Consider the following 18,034-nt stretch of genomic DNA (forward strand, 5'->3'; position numbering starts at 1 on the left):
AGAACACGCGAAGAAGCCACAGATCCAGCACAAACAGCCCGGTTCCCTACAAACCGAAAAAAGTTAGGCCGCGCTCTGCCATGCCGGGCGGGCGGAAGCTTGGAAGATTCCACGATGAACGGCTCATGCGCCAAAGTCTGGGTTTTGAGCCGGCGTGGGTTTTAGAACTGGGCTTTAGAACACGTCGATACGCCCGCCGAGCGATTCGGTTTGTTGGAGTGCTTTGACCCAGCCGGGTGCGCCGAGTTGGACGCGCATGACGGGGCGGGAAGAAATCTTGATGGGGGAGACGGATTCGATGCGGGCGCCGTGGCGGGCGCCCATGCGGGTGGAGGCGCGGTAGCCGGCGCCGGCTAGTTGTTCGATGGAGGGGGTGGGTGCGGCGAGGGTTTGGCGGGCGCTGTGAAGCAGTTCGAGGATTTCGTCGAGGGTTTTCACCACGGCATTCGCGTTGGTTTCGCACATGGCGCGGACGAGTTCAGGTTCGGTGCTGGCCACGCGGGTGGCGCCGCGGAAGGAGCCGGCGGCGAGGGATTGGGCGAGGGTGCCGCCGCGGTCGCCGACGATGGATAGTGCTTCTGCGAGGACGTGGGGGAGGTGGGAGACGCGGGCGACGGCTTCGTCGTGTTTGGCCACGGAGACGGGGACGGCTTCAGCGCCGCAGATGCGGGCGAGTTTGCATACGTAGGAGAAGAGTTCGATCCAGTTGTGGGGGATGAAGTGGCCAGCTTCTTCGCATTCTACGGCGTAGTCGTAGGTGATGGCCCAGGCCGCTCGTTTGAAGAGGCCTTTTTTGGAGGCGCCCCAGCCGGAGTCTTCGGTGCCGGACATGGGGTGGCCACCGACGTAGCGTATTTGCATGTCGCGTTCTTGTATGAGTTCGTAGACTCCTTGTTTCACGCTGACGACGTCGGTGATGCCGCAGTTAGGCGCGTACATGGCTATGGCGTCGAGGATGTCGGCGACGGCGTGCATGGGTACGGCGATGATGATGAGGGCGTTGGTGGAGGAGGCGCGGGAGAGTACTGCGGTGAGGTCGTTGTGTGCGTCAAAGCCTTCGCGGGTGGCGGCGCGGACGCCGGCTTTGGTGTGGGTGTAGCCGAAGACGGTGATGTTTTCGGCTGCGAGGTCGCGCATGATGGATCCGCCGATGAGTCCTAGGCCCACGATGCAGATGGGTGGGAGGGCGCGTTGGGCGCTGGAGATTGAGTCTGGGCGGAGTTGGTCGATCACTCTCCCAAGTTTTCCATAACGCGAGTAATCTCACTAGGCATGAGTGAGGCGGGCTTTGAGGATGGCTTTGCGGTGACGGTTGCGCGCTGTGATGGTGGTTGGCGTGTGGCGGAGTTTGAGGACTCTTTTGAGACGTTAAAGACCTCTGTCCAGGCGGTTCGGAGTCTGCGGAGTGAGGGGGCGGCGTTCGCGCTACTCAACGTGGAGGAGGAGTACCTCGTCATCGTTCGGCCTGGCCCGTCGCGTATCCGCGTGCTCATCTCGGATGTCACGATGGCTGTGGATGATGATTTCGCGGCCGATATTTGTGATCAGGCTGGCTTGGAGGTTCCGGATATTGCTCCGGATGAGCTGGATAATGTTGACGGTTGGGCTGATGGAGATTTTGCCATTTTGGAGGATATTGGTTTGTCGGAGGAGGTCCTTGCGGTGCTCGTGGATGATCCGATGTCAGACCCCTCCGCCATCATTGAGGCCATCGCGGAGGAGCTTGGCTTCGCCGATGCGTTGGATGCCGTGCTCCGGTGAGTGAGCCCCAACGTCGCGCGGAAGAACGGATGCGCCGCGCTATTGAGGTCGCGCGTACAACGCCACCGGGGGATGTTCCGGTCGGTGCAGTTGTCTACGGCCCGGATGGCCGCGAGGTAGCTGCGGGGACGAATCGGCGTGAGTGTGATCAGGACCCGGTGGGGCATGCGGAGATCGTCGCTATGCGTGCTGCGGCGGAGGCGTTAGGCACGTGGCGGTTGGATGGGTGTGAGCTCGTGGTCACGCTTGAGCCGTGCACGATGTGTGCGGGTGCTGTGCTGGGTGCGCGTGTGAGCTCGCTTGTTTTCGGTGCGTATGAGCCAAAAACGGGGGCAGTCGGTTCGCTTATCGACGTATTGCGGGACCCCACCCACCTCCACACCGTCGAAGTGCGCGGCGGTGTCCTGGAGGCGGAAACCGCTGGTTTGTTGGCGGGATTTTTTGAGCGTTTACGCTGATCAGGGCCTTTCTGTGTGGATTGACACTGAATTGTTACACATTGGGCAGGTGTTCATCCCTACCATGGGGGCCACTGTTACAAACGAGATTTAGAAGGAGAGATCATGGCTGATTTTGAAGCTACCGCTGACCAGCTCAAGGGCAAGGGCAAGGAAGCTCTGGGCAACTTGACCGACGATAAGGGCTTGGAGAACGAGGGTAAGTTCGACCAGCTTGCTGGTGAGGTCCGTGAGAAGGTGTCCGAGGCTGGAGAGGCTGTGAAGGACAAGTTCAACGAAGTTGCTGCCAAGATTCAGGACAAGCGCGAAGAGAATTAAGCTTCTTCCGTTAACGCGACCGGAGGGCCGAAGAAATTTGGTTCCCCGGTCGCGTTGCCGTTAGTCTGTGTGGCGGTAGCGTGTCCGAGCGGCCGAAGGTACTCGCCTCGAAAGCGAGTGAGGGTAAAACCTCCGCGGGTTCAAATCCCGCCGCTACCGCCAGTTTCAAGAAGTTCGTGGTTTGGGTAAAATTCGGTGGATAATCGCCGTTTTTACCGCTAGACCACGAACTTTTTTCATGTGAAGGGAGCCCCTTGTGGCGACGATCCTCTACCGGCTGGGTAAGTGGTCCTTCCTGAACAAGTGGAAGGTCCTTGTCGCCTGGGTGATTCTGTTTGCGGCTGGTATGGCGGGCGCGTTGAGTTTGATGAAGCCGCTGTCGTCGGATTTTGCTATTTCGGGAACTCCGGCGATTGATGCGCTGGTGTCGTTGCAGAAGAATTTCCCGGATCAGTCTGATCCGGTGCAGGCGCCGGGGGTGAATCTTGTGTTTGCCGCGCCGGAGGGGCAGCGCCTGGATGAGCCGCAGAATATGCAGGCGATTGATGCCACGGTGGGCTTTATCCGCGACAACTTGGATGGGCTCACGGGTACGCAACGTTTTGGTAATCCGGTTGAGGTGAACCGGCAGCTCACGGATGAGATTGTGTCCCAGATGACGCAGATGGGTATGCCGGAGGAGCGCGCTGAGGCGGATGCGCATAATGTGCGTTTGCTTTCGGATGATGGCCGGATTGGCTACACCACTTTTGAATTCGGTGCGGCTACTTCCTTGCAGGTCACTGATGAGGAACGTGAGGTGGTTGATGAGGCGCTGCGTATTGGCCGTGACGCGGGCTTGCAGGTGGAGGCCGGGGGGCCTGGTTTTGGTGACCCGATTGAGATTAAGGCCACCTCTGAGGTGGTGGGTATCGCAGTGGCCTTTGTGGTCATGATTGTCACCTTTGGTTCCCTGGTTGCTGCCGGTATGCCGGTGATTACTGCGGTGCTGGGTGTGGGGCTGGGTACCTTCCTCACCCTTCTGGCTACCCGGTGGGTGGAGCTCAATGAGGTCACGCCGACCATGGCGGTGATGATTGGCCTGGCTGTTGGTATTGACTACGCCTTGTTCATTCTCTCCCGCTACCGCGCGGAACGCCGCCGCCTGCCCGGCCCGGAAGCCGCCGGTTTGGCGGTGGGTACGGCTGGATCCTCGGTGGTGTTTGCTGGTGCTACGGTGTTCACCGCGTTGGTGGCGTTGGTGCTCGCCCGTATTGAGTTCCTTACCTGGATGGGTTTGTCCGCCGCTGTCACGGTGGTCATTGCGGTGCTCGTGGCCATCACGTTGCTGCCGGCGCTGATGGGCCTCTTGGGGGATAAGATGTTTGCCGGCAAGGTCCCTGGTCTCGCCGGCCATCCTGGCCCAGGAAAGCGTCCGGCAAAGGACCTGAACGCTCGCTCCCTTGGCCGCAGTTGGATCAACACCATCAAGCGTGCTCCGGCATTGGTCATGGTGGCTGTGGTTCTTATTCTTGGTGGTTTGAGTGTCCCGGTTTTGGGGATGGAGATGTCGTTGCCGTCGGATGCGAACGGGGATAAAGACACCACCCAGCGCAAATCTGCTGACCTTATGGCGGAGGGTTTCGGCCCGGGCGTGAACTCGCCGTTCCTGCTCATTGTGGATGGCCACGGCGCTAACCCGGAGTCGGAGGCCCTGAAGCCGTACATGGACTCCATACCGGATGAGGCGGTGGACAGTGACCAGAAGAAGGCGGCGCTGGCGTCCTTCATCTATACGATGGAGCGCGCCGGCAGCGTCAACGGCATCATCCATGCCCAGCTTGTGGGTGTGAGCGATGACATGATGGCTGCGCAGATCCTGGCCACTCCGGCGACTGGTCCGGATGATCAGTACACCGTCGATATGGCGCATGCCCTGCGTGAAACGGACGCGGAGATTGAGGACGCAATTGGGGCGGATATCGGGCTCACAGGTTTCACCGCCGTGCAGATGGACATCACCGAAGAGCTTGCCGGCGCAATGCCGCTCTACCTGGCCATCGTGGTGGGCCTAGCCATCGTGTTGCTGGTCCTCGTCTTCCGCTCCCTGCTCGTGCCTCTTGTTGCCGGTCTGGGCTTCCTGCTCTCCGTGGGCGCGGCCTTCGGCGTCACGGTTCAGGTTTTCCAGAACGGTGTCACCGGCCTGGTCAACACACCCGGCCCGATTCTGTCTTTCCTTCCGATCCTGCTCATCGGTGTCACCTTTGGCCTGGCCATGGACTATCAGGTGTTCTTGGTTACGAGGATGAGGGAGGAGTACACGCGGCGCAGACAAGCAAGTGATGGTGCTGATGCGATCCTCGCGGCCGTGGAACATTCCACCGTCGAAGGTTTCGTCCGTGGCGCGCGCGTGGTCACGGCCGCGGCGATCATCATGATCTCTGTTTTCGTCGCCTTCATCGATCAGCCGTTGCCGTTCATCCAGATCTTCGGCTTCGCGCTCGGCGCCGCCGTGCTTTTCGACGCATTCTTTGTCCGCATGGCCCTCGTCCCCGCCACCATGTTCCTGCTTGGCACCACCGCCTGGTGGATGCCCGCGTGGCTCGACCGCATCCTGCCCAACCTGGACGTTGAGGGCGAAGCGCTCGAGCGCCAGTTTGAATCCCAAGGAGTTCCCGCATGACCGACACCACGTTTGACGTGCGCACAACGCTTTTCAGCGCGCCAGGCCGCCACGGCCGCACCGGCACCATCCACACTCCGCACGGTGATATTCACACTCCCGCGTTCATCCCGGTGGCGACGAAGGCCACGGTGAAAATGTTGACTCCGGGACAGATCCACTCCACCGGTGCGCAGGCCATTTTGTCTAATGCGTATCACCTTTATCTTCAGCCTGGCCCCGACATTGTTGATGAGGCTGGCGGGCTGGCCACCTTTGAAAATTGGCATGGCCCCACCTACACCGATTCTGGTGGTTTTCAGGTGATGAGCTTGGGCGTTGGTTTCAAAAAGGTCCTGGCTATGGATGTTGCTGGGCTGACTGATGAGGACATTCGCGCCGCCAACAAAGAGCGCATGGCGCGTGTTGACGATGACGGGGTGGACTTCAAATCCTTCATCGACGGCTCCACCCACCGCTTCACCCCGGAAGTGTCCATGCAGATCCAGCACCAGCTGGGTGCGGACATCATGTTTGCTTTCGACGAACTCACCACTCTCGTGGACACCCGTGCCTACCAGGAAGAATCCGTTGAACGCACCCACCAGTGGGCACGCCGGTGTCTGCTGGAGCACGACCGCCTCACCCATGCCCGGCCGGACAAACCACTTCAATCCCTGTGGGGCGTGGTGCAGGGGGCGCAGTATGAGGATCTGCGTAGACAAGCAACGCGGGGTCTGCTCGCTCTTGATGAGGAAGCTCGTGCTGCAGGTCGCCGCGGCTTCGGTGGCTTCGGCATTGGCGGTGCCCTGGAAAAGGAGAACCTGGGCACGATCGTCGGCTGGGTCACTGATGAACTGCCTGCGGATAAGCCCCGCCACCTACTGGGTATCTCTGAGCCCGATGACCTGTTCACCGCCATTGAGGCCGGTGCTGACACCTTCGACTGTGTCGCCCCCACCCGCCTCGGCCGCCGCGGCGGCGTGTACACCCTCGATGGCCGGATGAATCTCATGGCCGCGCGTTTCCGCCGCGATTTCACTGGTGTGGACGAGGAGTTCGGCGGCTACGTCTCAGAGAATTACTCCCGCGCCTACATCCACCACCTGCTGCGTGCGAAAGAATTCCTCGCCGGCACGCTGTGCACCATCCACAACGTGGAGTTCATGGTGCGGCTGGTGGACAACATTCGTGCCGCCATCGACGCCGGGGATTATGAGGCCTACCGGGACGAGTTCCTTGGGCGCTACTACGCGGGGCAACGAAAGTAGAGGACCATGCCGCGTGGCCTGAACCGGTTGATCTACATGGACGATTCCGGTGACCCAAAGACCGGGTTAGCAGTGTTTGCCTGGATTGAGGTAGCCCCGTGGGACTGGGCTGAGGTACTTGGCGCCTGGTTAACACATCGCAAGCGAATGGATCAGAAATACTCGGTTCCGGTGTCAAAGGAGCTTCATATGACGGAGTTCGTTTTAGGAAGAGGTCGCATTGCAAAACAAAATCCCTGAGGAATTTGTTTCAGTAGACGGAGTCAGCGATTGGAAAGAGTTTGGTGTGACTGTAGCGCTTGAAGGCTTGAAAACCATTAGTTCTTGCCGTGGGCTGAAGGTGGGATCGATTTTCCGGCGGGGGGAGCCTAACAATCTTCATGCAACTAAGGATGCGCTCTACGCTGACTGGCTACTCGAAGTGGAAGCCTCATTAGAGAAGACTGGTGAACTGGCAATGGTATTCATGGACGGTGATGGCACCGAGAAAATATTTCGTAGGGCGCACCGTGAACTACCACGGCAAAGTCGACATGTGATCGCGGATCCGATCTTTTTGGATTCTAAGACTTCGCAATTAGTGCAGATGGCCGATCATATTGCATGGAGTGCGAACGCTTCATTAATGAGGGTTCCGAAGCATGAATTCGCCCACAATTGGTACCGCGATTATCTCGCGCCACGTGACCCTTTCCGTGCACCACGGGAACTTTAGATATAGCTAGACCCCCTTAATCCACACGTGCGGAGGGGGTCTGCACCTTGGATTATACAGACTCCAGAACGTGCTATGCAAAGTCAGTCGGCACCCTGTGCACCATCCACAACGTGGAGTTCATGGTGCGGCTGGTGGACAACATTCGCGCCGCCGTCGACGCCGAGGATTATGAGGCCTACCGGGATGAGTTCCTTGGGCGCTATTACGCGGGTGCTAAACGTCCTCGGGTGTAGATGTGCGACTACAGGAGATGGGCCGGTAGTGATCACGGACCGTGGGCGCGTTTCTTATGAGCTGTTGTGAGCAGAGCTCTATGCGGAAACCGTGGGGGGACAAGACCAATTGGGTGAGCCGCCTTCACATCGAAGAGTAGGTCGAATTCGAACCGGTCCGTAAGGGTTTTACACCTAGGGTTCCGGACCTATGAGTCTCGTGCTTGATACGCTGGCTGGAAGTCCGTGAGGGGTCATACTGCTAGGTTGAGTTGCGGTGAGCACGATGAATTTTGAGGACTTTGTTGGTCCGTATCGCGAATCAGAATCGGCTGCAGCCCGCGTGGTTCGGCGCGGCAGTGCGAGCATTAAATCTACGCAGTTACTGCACTCGCACGTTCCTCAGCTCGGCGTACGGCGGCGATGGTGGGGTAGGTGATTGGCAGCAGGACAACTTCCATGAGGGTCTTCCACAGGAAGCCGACCACGACGTAGTTAATAAATGTGCCAACGGAATCAACCCCGATGACGCCAGCGGCGATGGAGCAGAACAGTAGTGTGTCGGCGAATTCGCCGACGATGGTGGAGCCGATGAGGCGTGCCCAGAGGCGGTCGCTGCCGAAGCGGTCTTTCATCTTTTGTAGAACCCACGCGTTGAGGAGCTGTCCCACGACGTATCCGGTGAGGGATGCCAGGATGATGCGTGGCAGCAGACCTAAGACGGCGGAGAAGGTGTCCTGCATGTCGTAAAAATCTGCGGCGGGCAGCCAGATGGCGATGTAGAAGGACGCCACTGCCAGCAGGGCGATACCAAAGCCGGTGAATATGGCGCGGCGAGCTGCTTTGAATCCGTAGACCTCCGCAATTACGTCACCGATGATGTAGGAGATGGGGAATAGGAAGAATGCGCCATCGGTGACGAGGGGTCCTAGTTCGACGCCTTTTTGGGCGGTGATGTTGGATATGAGGAAGACTGCGCAGAATACTGCGAGCAGGTATGGGTACGGGGAGCGTGCGACGGTGTGGGAAATGGGGTTGGGCATGCGCAATATCATTGCATACTTCGGTAAGAAGTGAGTTTGAAGCGTCCTGGGTTTAGTTCCGCTTCTTTTACGACCCTGTGTTGATGGGTTGGGTGAGATGGTACTCGGTTTCTACTTCCTGTGGGGCGGCGTAATCCAATGCTTCATGAAGCCGCGTGGTGTTCCACCAATGCACCCACCGTAAGGTGGCCAGTTCGACTTCTCCGACCGATGTCCACGGACCTTGAGGATGAATCAGTTCCGCCTTGTAGAGACCGTTAACTGTTTCGGCTAGAGCATTGTCATAAGAATCGCCGACTGTTCCGACACTTGGCCGGATTCCGAATTCAGCTAGAGCGGTGGAATACTTCAGTGACACGTACTGGCTGCCCCGATCACTATGGTGAATCAGCTGGTTTCCATGGATTTGTCCTGCAGTGGTTAACGCGTGCTCCAAGGCCTGTATCGGCAGCGCATCGGTACGCATCGTCGAGCGTGTCGCAACACCGACTATTTTTCGGCTGTAGACATCCACGACAAACGCGGTGTAGACGAATCCTGACAGGGTGCGAACATAGGTAATATCGGCAACCCACAGCCTGCCCGGTGCGTGTGCATGAAAGTTTCGCTGTACTAGGTCCGGACGATGATCCCGCACTTTAGGGCTGATCGTGGTGACCGGGGTTCGTCCGCGTCTGCGGCCGGAAACACCTGCTAGCTTCATCAGACGTGCGGTCTTGTCGCGGCCGATATGAAAGCCTTCGCGGTTCATCGCGTGCCACATTTTGCGGATACCGTAGACCGAGAAGTTCTCCGCATGTACACGCTGTATTTCTGGGATGAGCAGGCTATCGCTTAAGGTCCTTGCACTGGGCACGCGTGTGGTGGCTTTGCGGTAGCCGCGTGAGGTGATGAATCCACGATCTGCTTGTTTTAGGACTCGGCAGATGGCCTCGACCCCAAACTGATCTTTATACGCGTCGATATAGGAGATCATTTGGTCGTGGGTCGGTCGAGTTCCGCTGCGAAAAAAGCCGAAGCAGTCTTAAGAATCCCGTTTGCTCGTTTCAGCTCGCGGTTTTCGCGGCGCAGACGCTTGAGCTCTTCTTCCATTGTCTCGCCACCTGAAGCGTCAGAGTCATCACGTACTGAAGCACTGTCACGGTACCAAGCCCGCAACGTATGGTGGGAGACACCAAGTAGCTCACCGACTTCCTCGTACGCGCGTTGCAGTGAGCAGGACTCCAAGCGGACCATTTCAATGATCTGATGGACCGCCTTCTCCTTAAACTCAACGGAATACTTTCTAGGCATAGTCCAAATCCTTCCTTAGCAGAGATAGGAACTAAACCCAGGACGCTTCAGGATGTTGGCATATTGGTCCTTGATCAATATTAATGAGCGCTCATTAAAAGTGAGCGCCATCGGGGCTTTGCTGGGTGGGCTGGGGTACGCCGAGAAGCATTAATGCTTGACGTGTGCGTGGCGCAATATTATGGCGCACATGCAGTATTCACGTCCCGCTGGCCGTTTTGCTCCGAGTCCGAGTGGGGATCTTCATTTTGGCAATCTTCGTACGGCGGTTCTCGCGTGGTTGTTTGCGCGTCAGTCGGGTCGGGCTTTTTTCGTGCGGGTGGAGGATGTGGATTCGGAGCGTTCGAGTGTGGAGTCGGCGCGCCGTCAGTTGGAGGACTTGGCTGCGTTGGGGCTTGAGTGGGATGAGCCCGTGATGTATCAGCATGAGCGTGGTGTGGCGTATGCGGAGGCGTTGGCAAGGTTGGATACGTATGAGTGTTTTTGCTCTCGTCGTGATATTCGGGAGGCCGCGTCTGCACCGCATGTTCAGCGGGGGATGTATCCAGGTACGTGCCGGGAGCTTTCAGAAGAGCAGCGTGCTTTTCGACGTTCCCAGCTCGCCGCCCAGGGGCGCCTTCCTGCGATTCGGCTGCGCGCACATGCCACGGAGTGGACTGTCACGGACTATTACAAGGGGGAGTTCACCGGCCCGGTCGATGACGTGATTTTGAAGCGTGGCGGGAACGTGAATCAAGCGCAGGCGGGGGATTGGGCGTACAACTTGGCTGTCGTGGTTGATGATGGTTTCCAGAATGTGGATCAGATTGTGCGGGGTGTTGATCTTTTGGGCTCTGCACCAGCGCAGGCGTATTTCGCACATGAGCTTGGTCTGCCACAACCACAGTACGTTCATGTTCCTCTGGTGGTGAACGCGAAAGGGGAGCGGTTAGCCAAGCGTGATGGTGCGGTCACGCTGAGGGAGATGATGGCAGACAACCCTGGTGCGACTGCAGCCGACGTGGTTGGCCAGATTGCTGCCTCGTTGGGCATTGGGGGTGCTTGCAGCGTAAACGAGTTGTTGGAAAAATTTGATCCAGACAAACTACTCCCTGAGAATTACATGTGGATTTAACGTGAAAACATTAGATTTCTGTATGTGCAGACAATATGGAAACTGATTTTTCTGCACATTGCATTAAAGGCAATGGATTCGGTTTCTGCGGGTCAGAGGAACGTCTTACTTACCCGTTTGTTAACCCAGGAATAGTGCTTTGTAATGGGAATATAATGTTCATTACTGACATTTGTGCAATTCCTGTAATTCGGCATAGATTCCTTAGAGGTGTCTAAACAACAAATTGTTGAAGGATCTACTATGCGGGGGTGTCAATCTAAATCACAGGCAATTGACAAGTTAACCGGATGGGTTTAGCGTTTGTTGTGCAGCCTAGATGTCGTCTGGGTTCTACACAGTTTGTTTCCATGGCCAGTTCATCAATGGAGCGTCGTCGAGATACGTCAACGCGCATGGCCACCAACCTGAGTGAGGTTTAGATGAATACTTTCCAACGGTGCCTGGTTGCCTCTGTCGCAACCACCGTCGTAGCTATGGGCGGAGTTCTGCCTGCCGCAATCGCGCAGGAGAACCCGGCCGACGGCGCCACCAACACGCAGCAGCAGGCAGCCACCTACAGCTTGACCATTCATAAGCGCATTGGCGCTGCCGAAAAAGTTGAGGGCTATGACGGCTCCGAGCTGAAGACCGGCATTCCAGGCGCAGATGCACCTGCAGGCTTCAAGTTCACCATTACCCAGGTGACACCGGCTAAGGGTGCCGACATGAACAATGCTTCGAAGGCGACTGTTGTTCCTGGTGGACACACCGCCACGGGCGCGACAGGCGCAGACGGCAAGATCAAGTTCGAGAACTTGCCGGCTGGCGTGTACCGAGTGCACGAAGATGAAGTTCCGGACCCTAAGTATGTCCCGGGACCAGATTTCCTGGTTTCTGTTCCGGCAACGGCCGCGGATGGCACAACCTCCATCAATAATGTGGTCGTGTACCCGAAGAACACCGAAGCTGGCGTGACCAAGGAAGTGAAGGACGCTGACGCTCACGGTGGTCACACCTACGACTACACCATTACTGCTTCTATCCCGGCACCGGCTTCCGACAAGGACAAGCTTGTTTCCTACCGCGTAGAGGACAACCTGGACGGCAAGCTGGAAGCTCCGAAGAAGGAAGACATCACCGTTGAACTGACCGGCACCGGTCAGACTCTGACCGATGCGGATTACGAGGTGGAAATCACCGCGGGCAATCCTCATAAGGTCAATGTCAAGTTCAAGGACACCGCAATGGGCAAGCTTGAGGCAGCTCGCAAGGCTGGCCAGTCCGTCAAGGTGGGTATCAAGGCCAAGGCACCGGCAGATGTTGAGGTGATTCCGAACAAGTCGACGCTTTACTTCAACAACGGTGTTGGTGAAGGTGAGCACAAGCGTGACTCCAACGAGGTAAAGACCTACTGGGGCAAGCTCAACATCAAGAAGATCGATTCTGCTGACAGTTCGGGTCTGGAGGGCGCAGAGTTCCAGATCGTCCGTTGTGAGGGAGATAAGGATTCCGGCTACAAGGCCAACGGTGGAGCACTCACCGTGAACGGCCAGACGAAGTGGACCACGGATAAAGAGGGCAATATCCTCATCACCGGCATCCACGCATCCGACTTTGCTGATGGCAAGGAACTGAGCCCGATTGTGCAGTACTGCGCACAGGAGACGAAGGCTCCGAAGGGCTTCCAGCTGGATAACACGCTGATCCCGTTCATCCTGACCAAGGGAGACGGCAAGGCGCAGCGTGATATTGACACGAAGGGTAATTACACCTACGGCATCAAGATGGAAAACCACAAGACCTTGCTGCCGAACACCGGTGGCATTGGTATCGGTCTGCTGGTTGTCCTGGGCATGCTCGTGATTGGTGGCGGTACCTACGTTGCACGCCGCAACACCTCTGCTGCCTAAAACCTCTGCTGAGCTAGCAGTTCCTGACGGTGATACTTCGACGAGGTAGAGCCGTCGAGAAGCCCACGCGGGGAGGCTCCTTTACCAAAAATCCCCGCCACTTTTTCAATACGCATTACTAAAGGTCAAGGTATGTCCGTGCTGTCAACAGATCAGCCGCCACAGGTGATGAAATCTCATCGTGTGGCGAAGATTATGGCCCCCGTGGTCATCGTTCTGATCGGCGTTGCGATTGTTCTGTACCCCGTAGTAGCCACTGTTGTGAACAACATGCAGCAGCAAAAGATCGCTGAGGAATACGTAGAGCAGTTCCAAGACGTTGATCCTGTTGAGCTGAAGGCGGCTGTGGATAAAGCGCACGCGTACAACGCGGAGCACGCTGGGCAGCCGGTGCTTGACCCGTGGTTGGCGCGCATTAGTCCTGATAATGAGGGCTATAACGAGTACTTGGAGCAATTAAGTGGCGCGACCGCAATGTCACGTGTCACCATCCCGAGTATTGATGTAAAACTTCCGCTCTATCACGGGACTGCGGAATCCACCCTTCAGAAAGGGTTGGGCCATCTTTATGGGTCCGCACTTCCGGTTGGCGGCAAAGGTATGAGAACAGTCATTACCGGACACACCGGGCTCACGAATGCGACGCTTTTTGATGACCTGGATCAGGTGGAAAAAGGCGACGCCATCTATGTGGAGACCTTCGGTGAAACGCTCAAATATGAGGTCTTCGACACCGAAATTGTCTTGCCGACGGAAGTGACCGGTTTGACCCCGGTAGAGGGCGAAGACCTCGTGACATTGATTACGTGCACTCCTTACGGGGTGAACACACACCGTTTGCTGGTGCACGCGAAGCGAGTGCCCCTTGACGCAATGGATAAAGAGGCGATCGATAAATCCGGTCGCACAATTCAGTGGTGGATGATTGCCTTGAGCCTGTTTGGGCTCGTGGTTATCGGCGCATTGACCTACTGGGTGATGAGGGAGATTAGGAAGGCCCGTAGCCATGTTTAATAAACGCTGCGCAGCGGTTATGTGCGCTGTAGCTATCACGATGATGGGCGGCAGCCCCGCCGCATTTGCCGACGACCGCGTTGCCACGGGCGCTAACTCCCAGTGCGCCCCGGTGAACGACATTGATTTTTCAAAGCTGTCAAACTTGCAGGTGCGGAAAACCGCTCCGAACAAGTTTGATGCTGTGGAGCCGGGTCAATTGCCTTTCGGCCCGGTTTCCGGGATGGTCTTCCGCTTGCAGCGGGTGAACGCAGACTTCTCCACGGTTGAAGCACGCAAAAAGGCCTCGCAACTCACTGTTGAGGAGGCAAAAGCACTTGGCCTGGGGGAAGCGGTCGAGGCTGAAACGAACAGCAGCGGAATCGCATTCTTCAAAGGCCTGAAACCCGGCATCTACCTCCTCACGGAAACGGTGCCTGAGGACGGCAAGTACAACTACCGCCAGTCCCGCCCGATGCTGGTCATGCTCCCGCTGGTTGGTGACCCAAAGAGCTGTGAATTCACATACGACTCTGTGATTGTGACGAAGCCGGAGCCGCAGACACCTCCGCCAAGCACCCCTCCGACGGTGCCGCCGACAACACCACCGACGAAACCCCCAACAGTGCCGCCGGGCACACCAACGCCTTCGACAACGCCGACAACTCCTGTACCGCCGGGTGAGGAGGTGCCCCCGTCGAAACGCATTTGGCTGCCAGAAACCGGTGCCAGCGTACTAGGGATTCTCGCCTTAGGCCTTGTGCTGATCGGCGTGGGCGTAACAGTTCTACGCAAGCCAAACAGGGCACAGCAAGATACCGAAAGTCAAAGGAGCTAGGACGATGACTCAACGTTCACACACCCGCGTGCGGGGACTTCTATGGTCAATTTCGACAGTCGGTGTCCTACTCATTGGTGGTGTCGCGCCGGCTGCGTTATCCCAAAACGTGACAGCAACCGACGCCGTCGAGGCACCAGCCTCTCAGGCAGTAGCGACATCCCAGCCAAGTGCTGCCCCAACTGCGCCCGCGGCAACTGGGAATAATTCTGCTAAGAAAGCGGATACGCAGGACGGCGACATCATTGGTCCCAACCTTGGGACTTTGGGCACCCAAGACAAAGTTGCTAATGCGCTGAAGTCCGCGCCTTCTGGCATGGTCATCCTGGTGCCGAAGGGGATGAGTGCCCAGGGCGACCTTTACACGTTGGCGGTGAAGGCATCTGCGGCCACGCTTGGTCAGGATAAGTACATCCGCCTCGTCCGCAAGGACTCCGGCGCCCCGGTAGGTGTGCGTGAGGCGCGCATTAACGAGACACTGGTTGGTCTTTCAAAGAGTGAAGATCAGCAGGACCGGCAGATCCTCAGCCTGGAGCGTCCGGCCACCGTCGCCGATCCAAACATCATCGAGGTGGACATTGAGGTCGCACCTGGCAGCGACATCACCGAACAATCATGGAGCCTCGAAACCTCGAACGAGAAACTGGAAGACGCGCCGGAGTTTTCCCCGGAGTTTTTCCGGAGCCAAGCGAAGGCCACCGAAGGATCAGTGGATTTCTCTGGCATGGACAAAATTGACGAGTTCGAAGGTGGCGCTGCTGACATCAACAACTTTTCTATCGGCAAAAATCCTACGTTCAAGCTGACAGAAATTGTCCCAGAGGAAGATGACGGCAAGGTAGCGGTTATTCGTTTCACGTTCCAAGTCGACGGTTTGTCCGATTTGCATGGGCCTTTTGAAAATCTCAAATTTAACCCGCGGAAGTGGTTCACCCTCCAAAGCGGTAACGATAGTGCCTCATTGGAAGCCCTGCCATACTTGTGGCTCAACGACAATAAAGATGGGAACCCAGAAAAGTCATTGACGGAACAGAAAAGGGCCCTCACCCCGTTAGTTGGCCATAGCGTAGATACAAAAAGCGAAGGTGGCCCCTATGATGAGTGGAAGTCAACCTGGGGTTTGACCTCGCGGAATAAGCAGCAGATTAAGAACGGCGACACCTTGACCGTTCGGTACAAGCTGACACGCGATAACTACGAAGTTGAACCAGATTCAGGGCTGTCTGGAACTCCAACGGCCAACACCTACTGGGTTAATACGAAAACACAGTTCACTCGATATGACTTTTCCGATGATTTCAAAACCATCAAGGTTGGCCGACAATTCCCTACTGGAAGGGATTACGGTGATATCGCGGTAACACCGGATGGTAAGTACCTTTATGCTGTCGAATATAGAGCAGCTGGTAGCCACGTGATGGACAAATTCGATGCTCGTACGGGTGCTCTTGTTGGTCGCGGTACATTTAACCTCCCATACGGGGATGCCGCCGCAGGTGGTACAAAGCAGCTGAATGCCTTGACCTTCGACTACGACGGTAAGTTGATTTTCTCAACGCCAAAAGAGAACAACATTTGGAAAATGGATCCTTCCTGTGTGAAAGATCCTGCATTGAAATCCACATGTGAACTTGGTAAAGGCAAAGACATTGAAAAACTGGACCTAAAATGGCCTACAGTGCCAGGTGGTTTGTTAGGCGGCAGACAAATACAGTTAACTTCGGCAGGTGACTTCTTTGTCGGGCCTGACGGTAGTTTGTTTGGTGCTGGCACTACAGATGCTTTCGATTCTACGGGTCCATCCATGCTTGTCCAGTGGCCGGCTAAGGAGCCTGGTAATCCAGCGGCCGGGCGGTCTAATGAAGGAATCGTGATAGGGAAGCTTCCTCGTCCAACCTATGGCATGGGGCGCTTTGGTGATTTCATTCTTTCGACACAAACCGACGGAACTAATGATCCAAACGCAAACTCGGGCCTTGTGTGGTCCCACCTCGTTCCGGACGGAAAAGGAGGTTATACGATCGAAGGCGAGCCTCTGAAAGCCACAGTGGAAAGCACCGTGTACGGTATTTTTAAACCCGGTGAATCCCTATGGGGAGCTACAGCGGTTTATGATGCGGGACCGTATAATGAGGTCATTCTGAAGATCGAGAAAGAGGTTGTCGGGAAGCGCCTTGACTCAAATGACCAGTTTGAACTTGGGGCGTTTCTAGAGAAATCACCATTTACAAACTCTCGCTCCTATTCGATGCCTCCTGTTTTCGCTACAACCCCGGAGACTGGTCTCCAAAAAGAAGTGTCTTACAACTTTGTTAAACCTGGGCTGGAGTACGGAATTTTTGAAGGCTTCCGCACCAAAACGCCCGAGGGCGAGCGTAAGAGCATGTCGAAGGAGAATGCAGAGAAGTACAGGGCTTCTCTGAAATGCGTTGAAGGTGATAATTGGGATAAGGGCGACAAGGTAGTGCCAACAGAAGCACTGTCTGGTCTGACCGAGAAATCTGACCGCGAGAGCAAGCTGACAATCCCAACCACCCCTGGGTTGAAGGCTGTGACATGTAGGTTTATCAACTCGACTAAAGAACCGTTGCCCTCTCTGGCGCTGTTCAAGATGGCGGATAAAGATGGCCGGGGTAACTACGAGAAGCTAGAAGGAGCGGAATTCGCCCTGTACGAAAAGGACGAAAAGGCTCCTAACGGCCGAGGTAAGAAGGTTCAGGACATTACCCCCAACCCTGAGAACGGATACTCTGTCGACGAGCTTGAATTTGACAAGCGCTACATCCTGGTGGAAACGAAGGCTCCTGCTGGCTACCACCTCATCACAGAACCCATCGAGTTCATGTTTGTTCGTGGTGCGGACGGAAAGGCTCAGCTGAAGCTGTTGAGCCAACCGACGACTGGGGGCGTGGTTCTTGCCCCAGATGACCCACATGCGCAGAAGGTAACGGATTCAGACAATGAAAACGGTGCTGCCATCACCGTTGTCAACGTTGAAGAACCCGTCCTCCCAGAAACAGGAGGACCTGGCTTGTACCGCCAAGGAGCACTCGGTTTGATGGTCCTGGCATTGGGAGGCCTGGTCATGGCCTACGTTTCGCAGGGCTCTAGGAGGCGCTTGCTCACATAGGTCTGCATAAAGGCAGCACCCACCGATGAAGGCTGTTTACCGGTTTCGATTCCGGTAAACAGCCTTCAATTCATTCTGGGGCAAGCCAGAGGAGGGCTAAGGGGCAGGGGGCGAAAAGAATGTATCCCCCAGGCCGCGTAGGGCTGAGGGATTTTACGGAGGATGTGGTGTACGAAGTCGACAGGACTTGCACCATCGGACGCTGGATACGACTCAATCACGAGATTCGCGGCGTCACGTCGGTGCTGAGGCGTGTACTTCATGCGCGTTGACGGGTGGAACTATGCTACTGGGGCCCGTCAAGTGTGGCTGCTAACGTTACTTCTGGTTCACAATCACACCCCACCACCTG

At 56.5% G+C, this 18,034-nt stretch carries 14 protein-coding genes, 1 tRNA gene and 1 pseudogene; 13 read left to right on the forward strand and 3 right to left on the reverse strand.

Annotation, left to right across the window (positions count from 1 at the left end):
• Positions 1–174 precede the first annotated feature (174 nt).
• Positions 175–1,233 carry a prephenate dehydrogenase gene (locus HMPREF2129_RS09745; protein WP_269544985.1) on the reverse strand — a complete coding sequence of 353 codons (1,059 nt, stop codon included), beginning with the start codon at positions 1,231–1,233 and terminating at the stop codon, positions 175–177.
• Between the two features lie 39 nt (positions 1,234–1,272).
• Here HMPREF2129_RS09745 and HMPREF2129_RS09750 point away from each other — a divergent pair, with 39 nt between their 5' ends.
• From HMPREF2129_RS09750 to HMPREF2129_RS09785, 8 genes and pseudogenes are all read left to right on the forward strand, one after another.
• Positions 1,273–1,761 (forward strand): tRNA adenosine deaminase-associated protein, encoded by a 489-nt coding sequence (locus tag HMPREF2129_RS09750; RefSeq protein WP_034666102.1) that lies wholly within the window; start codon positions 1,273–1,275, stop codon positions 1,759–1,761.
• A 29-nt stretch (positions 1,762–1,790) separates the two neighbouring features.
• Positions 1,791–2,219 carry a nucleoside deaminase gene (locus HMPREF2129_RS09755; protein ID WP_034666105.1) on the forward strand — a complete coding sequence of 143 codons (429 nt, stop codon included), beginning with the start codon at positions 1,791–1,793 and terminating at the stop codon, positions 2,217–2,219.
• A gap of 105 nt (positions 2,220–2,324) precedes the next feature.
• On the forward strand, positions 2,325–2,537 hold the full coding sequence (locus HMPREF2129_RS09760; protein ID WP_034666108.1) for a CsbD family protein: 213 nt from the start codon (positions 2,325–2,327) through the stop codon (positions 2,535–2,537).
• Positions 2,538–2,611: 74 nt separating this feature from the next.
• Positions 2,612–2,699, forward strand: a tRNA-Ser gene (locus HMPREF2129_RS09765).
• A 94-nt stretch (positions 2,700–2,793) separates the two neighbouring features.
• Positions 2,794–5,199, forward strand: a complete 2,406-nt coding sequence (locus HMPREF2129_RS09770; RefSeq protein WP_034666111.1) for an MMPL family transporter — start codon at positions 2,794–2,796, stop codon at positions 5,197–5,199.
• On the forward strand, positions 5,196–6,449 hold the full coding sequence (gene tgt, locus HMPREF2129_RS09775) for a tRNA guanosine(34) transglycosylase Tgt (protein ID WP_034666114.1): 1,254 nt from the start codon (positions 5,196–5,198) through the stop codon (positions 6,447–6,449). Before HMPREF2129_RS09770 ends, tgt begins: the two co-directional genes overlap by 4 nt.
• A gap of 220 nt (positions 6,450–6,669) precedes the next feature.
• Positions 6,670–7,164 carry a DUF3800 domain-containing protein gene (locus tag HMPREF2129_RS10720; RefSeq protein WP_156959280.1) on the forward strand — a complete coding sequence of 165 codons (495 nt, stop codon included), beginning with the start codon at positions 6,670–6,672 and terminating at the stop codon, positions 7,162–7,164.
• A gap of 89 nt (positions 7,165–7,253) precedes the next feature.
• A pseudogene (locus HMPREF2129_RS09785) lies at positions 7,254–7,400 on the forward strand (tRNA guanosine(34) transglycosylase Tgt); the annotation flags it as partial.
• A gap of 353 nt (positions 7,401–7,753) precedes the next feature.
• Here HMPREF2129_RS09785 and HMPREF2129_RS09790 read toward each other — a convergent pair.
• The gene (locus HMPREF2129_RS09790) at positions 7,754–8,422 is read right to left on the reverse strand and encodes a queuosine precursor transporter (protein WP_034666120.1); all 669 of its coding nucleotides are present in this window, start codon (positions 8,420–8,422) and stop codon (positions 7,754–7,756) included.
• A gap of 67 nt (positions 8,423–8,489) precedes the next feature.
• Positions 8,490–9,715 (reverse strand): IS3 family transposase gene (locus tag HMPREF2129_RS09795; RefSeq protein ID WP_156959281.1). Its coding sequence is split into 2 segments (ribosomal slippage): positions 8,490–9,436 and positions 9,436–9,715, totalling 1,227 coding nucleotides; the frame shifts between segments, so codons are not numbered across the junction.
• Between the two features lie 190 nt (positions 9,716–9,905).
• Between HMPREF2129_RS09795 and gluQRS the strand changes: the two genes are divergently transcribed.
• The 5 genes from gluQRS (at position 9,906) to HMPREF2129_RS09825 (ending at position 17,682) form a co-directional block, all read left to right on the forward strand.
• Entirely contained in the window at positions 9,906–10,829 is a 924-nt protein-coding gene (gluQRS, locus tag HMPREF2129_RS09805) for a tRNA glutamyl-Q(34) synthetase GluQRS (RefSeq protein WP_034666134.1), read from the forward strand.
• A 422-nt stretch (positions 10,830–11,251) separates the two neighbouring features.
• Positions 11,252–12,721: a SpaH/EbpB family LPXTG-anchored major pilin gene (locus HMPREF2129_RS09810; RefSeq protein WP_034666125.1), complete on the forward strand. Its 1,470-nt coding sequence runs from the start codon at positions 11,252–11,254 to the stop codon at positions 12,719–12,721.
• 132 nt (positions 12,722–12,853) lie between these two features.
• Complete coding sequence (locus HMPREF2129_RS09815; RefSeq protein WP_232218147.1) at positions 12,854–13,735, forward strand: class C sortase; 882 nt, start codon at positions 12,854–12,856, stop codon at positions 13,733–13,735.
• A complete protein-coding gene (locus HMPREF2129_RS11070) occupies positions 13,728–14,552 on the forward strand; it encodes an LPXTG cell wall anchor domain-containing protein (protein WP_052093117.1) in 825 nt (274 codons plus the stop codon). Before HMPREF2129_RS09815 ends, HMPREF2129_RS11070 begins: the two co-directional genes overlap by 8 nt.
• A gap of 4 nt (positions 14,553–14,556) precedes the next feature.
• A complete protein-coding gene (locus HMPREF2129_RS09825; protein WP_034666128.1) occupies positions 14,557–17,682 on the forward strand; it encodes a SpaA isopeptide-forming pilin-related protein in 3,126 nt (1,041 codons plus the stop codon).
• The last annotated feature ends 352 nt before the right edge of the window (positions 17,683–18,034 follow it).

Source organism: Corynebacterium tuscaniense DNF00037, assembly GCF_000759055.1.
Lineage (GTDB): Bacteria > Actinomycetota > Actinomycetes > Mycobacteriales > Mycobacteriaceae > Corynebacterium > Corynebacterium tuscaniense.